This is a genomic window from Noviherbaspirillum denitrificans, assembly GCF_002211445.1.
In the GTDB taxonomy this organism is placed as follows: domain Bacteria; phylum Pseudomonadota; class Gammaproteobacteria; order Burkholderiales; family Burkholderiaceae_D; genus Noviherbaspirillum; species Noviherbaspirillum denitrificans.
Map to the genome: position 1 here is coordinate 1804150 of NZ_LSTO01000001.1, position 6598 is coordinate 1810747.

The window sequence follows — 6598 nt, forward strand, 5'->3', positions numbered from 1 at the left end:
CTCCAGCGCTTCCGCATCCTTGATCAAGATACCGTGCGCAGCACCGACACCTGTTCCCGCCATGATGGCCGCCGGGGTGGCCAGTCCGAGTGCGCACGGACAGGCGATCACAAGCACCGCGACGGCGTTGATGATGGCCGTTTCCAGGCTGCCATTCTCCATCCACCAACCGGCAAACGTCGCCAGCGCAATCAGCAGCACGACCGGGACGAAGATTGCGCTCACCTTGTCGACCAGGTGCTGGATCGGCGCCTTGGCCGCTTGCGCGTTCTCTACCAGCCGGATGATGCGCGACAGCGTCGTTTCGCCACCGACCGCGGTTGTACGGACCAGCAGCAAACCTTCCGCGTTGATCGAACCGCCGGTCACCTTGTCGCCGGCCTGCTTGGCCACCGGCAGGCTCTCTCCGGTGATCAGGGATTCGTCGATATGGCTGCGCCCATCCTGCACCTGGCCATCGACAGCGACACGCTCGCCCGGACGCACGACCACGATGTCCCCGACCCGCACCTGCGCAATCGGCATGTCGGCCTCCTGCCCGTCGCGGCGCACGCGCGCCACTTCGGGACGCAACACCTGCAGCGCGCGGATGGCGGCGCTGGTTTGCCGCTTGGCGCGTGCTTCCAGCCACTTGCCGAGCAAGACCAGCGTGATAACGACCGCTGCGGCCTCGAAGTACAGGTGCGGCATATCGCCGCCGCGATGGGCGACCAGCAGGTAGACACTCAGGCCGTAAGCCGCGCTCGTGCCCAGCGCAACCAGCAAATCCATGTTGCCCGCGCCGGCCATGACCGCCTTCCATCCGGCCCGGTAAAAGCGCGCGCCGAGCCAGAACTGGACCGGCGTCGCGAGCACCAGCTGTACCCAGCCGGGGAGCATCCAGTGGTTGCCCGCCAGTCCGAGCAGCATGGGAACAATCAGCGGCAGTGACAGGAGTGCCGCCATGACGACTTTGACGAGTTCAGTGTCGCGCTGTTCTTGCTTTGCCGCCGCCTGCTCGTCCTTGTGCGGACGAGCGTGATAGCCGGCTTTCTCGATCACACGGATAAGCGCGTCCGCATCGACGGTGGCAGCGGCGCGCACATGCGCGCTTTCGGTCGCGAGATTCACGCTCGCGTCGAGCACGCCGTCCACCTTGCGCAAGACCTTTTCGACGCGGCCGACGCAGGAGGCGCAGGTCATGCCTTCCACGTCGAGGTCGATTTCCTGGTTGGCAACCTGGTAACCGGCCTTCTCGACCGCCTGCTGCAGGGTGCCGAACGTGACGGACTTGTCCGCCGTCACCCGCGCGCGCTCGGTGCCAAGATTCACGTCCGCGCCGGTCACGCCGGGAACGGCGCGCAGCGCCTTTTCCACCCGCCGGACGCAGGACGCGCAAGTCATGCCTTCAATGGGCACGTCCAGTTCGTGGGCCGGCGCGATGGGTGCCGTTAGGGATGTTGCGTTGCTCATGATGCAATCCTTGCTTTTCAGGATAGCTTCATTATCGACCTTACCATGATGGGAAGGTCAAGCAGGCAAATCAAGCGCCCGGGAAGATTTTTTCCAGCGCGTCCTGGACACGCGGAAACTGCAGCCTGACACCAAGCTCGGTACGCAACCGGTCGTTCGCCAGCCTGCGCGACTCGGACATGAAAGACAGAAGCACCGGCGAAACAGCGGCCGACAGCTCCGCCCGCGGCAGGCGCGGCGGCTTCGGCAAGCCGGCCCGGTCGGCCACGGCGTCGAAATAATCGCCCATCTTCATGTCGGAATCGTCGACCGCGTGATACACCCTGCCCGGTTGCCCGCGGAACAGGGCGAACGCAATGATGCGCGCCAGATCGTCGGCATGGATGTGGTTGGTATACACATCGTCTTCCGGCCGCAAGGCGGGCGTTCCCTTCTGCAGCCGTTCAACCGGCAGCCTGCCGGCGGCGTAAATGCCGGGCACGCGCAGGATGGCCAAACGCGAGCCGGTCCGCCTCGCCCACTTGCGCAATACGCCCTCCGCATCCACGCGGCGTTTTGCGCGGGCATTCTGCGGATTCACCGCGCGCGTCTCGTCCACCAGCACGCCGCCGCAATCCCCGTACACCCCGGTCGTGCTCACATAAACCATGTTGGCATGGTCGGGTAAAATGGCGGTCAAATTTCGGGAGCGGCGGTCCAGCGCGCCTTCCGGCTGGGGCGGCGCGAGATGCACGATGTGCCGCGCAAGGCGCGCCAGTCGTGCGAGGGTGTCCGGCCGATCGAGGTCGGCCACGACGGGAATGGCGCCGGCGGCGCGCAACTCTTCGCGGCGCTCCGGTTGGCTGGTCACGGCAAAGACGCGGAAACGGTCGCGGACCAGTGGCAGCAGGCGCATGCCGACGTCACCGCAGCCAAGCACCAGCAGGCGCGGCTGGCCTAGCTTCCGATCATTCAGGTTTTCTTTATTTTTCATCATCGGGATTGTATGACTTTCCAAGTAACAGTTCAGCCGAGCGGCCGCCAGTTCACCTGCGACGACGGCGAAACCGTATTGAGCGCGGCGATCCGCGCCGGCGTCGGCCTGCCCTATGGCTGCAAGAACGGCGCATGCGGCACCTGCAAGGGCAAGCTGCTCGAAGGCAGCGTGACCCACAAGGCCCACCAGGAAAAGGCCCTGCCCGTGGCCGAGGAGGAAAAGGGTTTTTCGCTGTTCTGCTGCGCGACACCGCATTCGGACGTCGTGATCGAAGCGCGCGAAGTGCTGGGCGCCGGCGAATTCCCGATCAAGAAGCTGCCGACCCGCGTCGGCAAACTGGACAAGGTCGCCGACGACGTGATGGTCGTCTCGCTGCAGCTGCCGGCCAACGAACGCCTGCAGTACAAGGCGGGCCAGTACATCGAGTTCATGCTGAAGGACGGCAAGCGCCGCAGCTACAGCATGGCCAATGCACCGCACCTGGATGAACACCTGACGGTGCACATCCGCCACATGCCCGGCGGCCTGTTCACCGACCATGTATTCAACAACATGAAGGAACGCGACATCCTGCGCTTCGAAGGCCCGCTCGGGACCTTCTTCCTGCGCGAGGATTCCGGCAAGCCGATCGTGCTGCTCGCGTCGGGCACCGGCTTCGCGCCGATCAAGGCCATCATCGAGCACGCCATCCACAGCAAGACCGAGCGCCAGATGGTGCTCTACTGGGGCGGCCGCCGCCCGAAGGACCTCTACATGCATGCGCTGTGCGAAGAATGGGCGCGCACGGTGCCGAACTTCAAGTACGTACCCGTAATCTCCAACGCCGAGCCCGAAGACGGCTGGACCGGCCGCACCGGCTTTGTCCACCGCGCGGTGATGGAAGACCTGCCGGATCTGTCCGGCCACCAGGTCTACGCCTGCGGGGCGCCGGTCATGGTCGATTCGGCCAAGGCCGATTTCACTGCCCGGTGCAAGCTGCCGGAGGCCGAGTTCTATGCCGATTCCTTCACGTCGGAAGCCGATGTTGCTGCCGATCTGGCAACGAAATAGGTTTTGACGCAGTGCGGAAAACGCCTTACCATTCTTCACATGAACACGACATCCACGCTCTTGCGACGCCGTACCCAGCTGCCTCAGCCTGGGAAGCCGTGCGTGTAAGCGTTTGATGCTCACAAAGCCACAGGCCAGCCCTGTGGCTTTTTTTTTGATCTTTGAATATTTGCCCAGCCAGGAGCCCCGAAATGGAATTCAGCCAGTACGACGTCAACGCCCTCATGCAGATCACCAACCGGCCTTCGCTCGTGTTTACCGAAGGCCGCGGCATGTGGCTGACGGACCATAACGGCAAGCGCTACCTTGACTACCTGCAGGGCTGGGCTGTCAACTGTCTCGGTCATTCGCCGCAATGCATCGTCGATGCGGTGAGCGCGCAGGTCGGCAAGCTGATCAACCCCTCGCCCGCTTTCTACAACGAGCCCTCCATCGTGCTCGCCTCCATGCTCACCGAGAACTCCTGCTTCGACCGCGTGTTCTTCGCCAACAGCGGCGCGGAGGCTAACGAAGGCGCGATCAAGCTGGCGCGCAAGTGGGGCAAGCTGAACAAGAACGCCGCCGGCGAAAACCGCTACGAAATCATCACCTTCAACCACGGCTTCCACGGCCGCACCCTGGCCACCATGTCGGCCAGCGGCAAGGCAGGCTGGGACACGATGTTCGCGCCGCAGGTGCCGGGTTTCCTGAAGGCCGAGCTGAACGACATCGCCAGCGTGGAAAGCCTCATCACCGACAAGACCGTCGCCGTGATGCTGGAGCCGGTGCAAGGTGAGAGCGGCGTCATTCCCGCCAGCCGCGAATTCATGCAGGCGCTGCGCGCGTTGACCAAGCAGCGCAACCTGCTGCTGATCGTCGATGAAGTGCAGGCCGGCATGGGCCGCACCGGCGAATTGTTCGCCTACCAGCTGTCGGGCATCGAGCCGGACATCATGACCCTAGGCAAGGGCATCGGCGGCGGCGTTCCCCTCTCCGCGCTGCTGGCACGCGAAGAAGTGGCCTGCTTTGAACCGGGCGAACAGGGCGGCACCTATAACGGCAATCCGGTAATGACCGCTGCCGGCATCGCGGTGCTGACCGAACTGCTCAAGCCGGGCTTCCTGCAATCGGTGAAGGACAAGGGCGCCTACATGCGCGCCGAACTGCTCAAGCTGTGCGAGAAGCACGGCCTCGAAGGCGAACGCGGCGAAGGACTGCTGCGCGCGCTGAAGCTCGGCAAGGACATCGGCCCGAAGATCGTCGAAACCGCGCGCGATATGGGCCCCGTCGGCCTGCTGCTCAACTCGCCGCGCCCGGACCTGCTGCGTTTCATGCCTTCGCTGAATGTCACGACGGAAGAAATCGACCAGATGATTTCCATGCTGTCCGAGGTGCTGGTCACGCTCGGCCACTGATCCCGCCCGACGGAAGCGCCGTCCGGCGCTACCGTGCCCTCCCCTGCGGCCTTTCCCGGAAAACCCATTTCCAGATCAAGGACGTTTGCAACAAGGCAACTTAAAATTGGCCGCCATCAGCCCTACTGCAATCTGCTGATGGCCGGCCTGGCCACTATATTCCACCGCCTCGCATCGGCCGCGCCATTCCAAGTACAGGAGTACCCGATGCGATTCCGCCTGGTTCGCCATTTCACCGTCGCCGCGCTCGGCATGTTCATTGTCGTGACCGCTGCCCTCGTCTACTTCGAGCACCAGCAGGCAGCCTTCTTCCAGGAAGTCCAGTCGGCGGAAATCGAATTCACCAAGCTCGTCCAGGCCAGCTTCGCTAAACAGCAGGAAGAAGCAGCGCGCAATGACCTGCTCGCAATCCATGAACGGGCCAACCTTGACCTGACGCGCCTGTTTGCCAACATGCTGTGGGACAAGGACATTGCGCCTTTCATCGCCAAGGCGCAGGCCATCCCGGTCGACCAGTGCCGCGCGATTGCCGACATCGCCGGCGCCGACGGCAAGACGAAGCAGCCGGACAGCAAGAAAGCCTGTTACCAGGAGCTGGGCGCGAAGATCCGCGCGCTTGCCGAATACAAGCCGCTCGACGCGCGTGTGTACGACGCGATGAAGAAAAGCTCGGTCTTCAAGGTCAAGGTATTCGACATGCGCGGCATCACCGTCTACTCGTCCGAAGCCGCGCAGGTCGGCGACGACAAGAGCGGCAACGCCGGCTGGAAGAATGCCGTGCAAGGCAAGCCTGGCAGCGAACTGACCCACCGCGACAAGTTCAGCGCCTTCGAAGGCGTGGTGGAAAACCGCGACCTCATTTCCAGCTACCTGCCGGTACATGCGCCGGGCAGCGACGACATCGTGGGCGTGTTCGAGGTCTACACCGACGTGACGGGATTCCTCGACCAGATCAAACGGACGTCGGCCAAGATCGCGACCACCACGCGCGACAACGAAAACCAGATGGAGAAAGTGGCCGAGTACAACCTCGCCGAAGTCGAGAAGATGTCGCACAACGGCATCGCCATCGTCGCCGGATTGCTCCTGTTGCTGTTCGCTTCGCTATTCGTCATCGTGCGCCGCGCCGAAAGGACGATCCGCGAGCAGGAACTTGAACGCGAACACGCGCAGCAACAGCTCGCCCAGTCTGAAAAAATGGCGCTGCTCGGCCAGATGGTGGCTGGCGTTGCGCATCAGCTCAATACGCCCCTCGCTTTCTCGCGCAGCAATATCAGCATGGTCATCGACGGACTCAAGAGCTTCGAAATGCCGCTGAAGGTCGCCCATGAATTCGCCCGCGTGGTGCGCAAGTATGAAGGCGACAAGGTCACCCTGAACGTTTCCAGCTCACGCGCACGGCTGCAGCAGATCGAATCGCACGACGACGACATCGCGATGCTGATGCAGATGCTCGGCGACACCATGCAGGGGCTGGAGCAGATGCGCGAGCTGGTGGAGAACCTGCGCGACTTCACCCGCCTCGACCGCGAGAAGGTTACGCACTTCGACATCAACAAGGGCTTGCACACCGTGGTCTACATTGCGCGCAGCGTGATCCCGCATCGCGTGCAGGTGGTTGAGGAATATGCCGACGTGCCCGAGGTCGAGTGCAATCCCTCGCAGCTCAACCAGGTCTTCCTGAACCTCATCAATAATGCCGCACAGTCCATTCCCGGCGAGGGCA

4 protein-coding genes and 1 pseudogene are annotated in these 6598 nt (G+C 63.2%); 3 read left to right on the forward strand and 2 right to left on the reverse strand.

Going from position 1 to position 6598, the window contains the following annotated elements; genetic code table 11:
* The coding region (locus AYR66_RS08960; RefSeq protein WP_141104192.1) for a heavy metal translocating P-type ATPase at positions 1-1452 on the reverse strand (1452 nt) is incomplete at its 3' end.
* Positions 1453-1522: 70 nt separating this feature from the next.
* Positions 1523-2425 carry an SDR family oxidoreductase gene (locus AYR66_RS08965; protein WP_088709701.1) on the reverse strand — a complete coding sequence of 301 codons (903 nt, stop codon included), beginning with the start codon at positions 2423-2425 and terminating at the stop codon, positions 1523-1525.
* A gap of 12 nt (positions 2426-2437) precedes the next feature.
* On the opposite strand from AYR66_RS08965, the gene AYR66_RS08970 reads away from it, so the two are divergent.
* From AYR66_RS08970 to AYR66_RS08980, 3 genes and pseudogenes are all read left to right on the forward strand, one after another.
* The gene (locus AYR66_RS08970) at positions 2438-3478 is read left to right on the forward strand and encodes a CDP-6-deoxy-delta-3,4-glucoseen reductase (RefSeq protein WP_088707216.1); all 1041 of its coding nucleotides are present in this window, start codon (positions 2438-2440) and stop codon (positions 3476-3478) included.
* A 191-nt stretch (positions 3479-3669) separates the two neighbouring features.
* Complete coding sequence (locus tag AYR66_RS08975) at positions 3670-4872, forward strand: acetylornithine transaminase (RefSeq protein ID WP_088707217.1); 1203 nt, start codon at positions 3670-3672, stop codon at positions 4870-4872.
* A gap of 207 nt (positions 4873-5079) precedes the next feature.
* Positions 5080-6598, forward strand: a pseudogene (locus tag AYR66_RS08980) (histidine kinase dimerization/phospho-acceptor domain-containing protein); the annotation flags it as partial.

What these genes read in the sequence shown, in the direction of transcription:
- AYR66_RS08970 (WP_088707216.1), top strand. Translation starts at nt 2,438, where the DNA reads ATGACTTTCCAAGTAACAGTTCAGCCGAGCGGCCGCCAGTTCACCTGC.
- AYR66_RS08975 (WP_088707217.1), top strand. Translation starts at nt 3,670, where the DNA reads ATGGAATTCAGCCAGTACGACGTCAACGCCCTCATGCAGATCACCAAC.
- AYR66_RS08965 (WP_088709701.1), bottom strand. Translation starts at nt 2,425, where the DNA reads ATGAAAAATAAAGAAAACCTGAATGATCGGAAGCTAGGCCAGCCGCGC.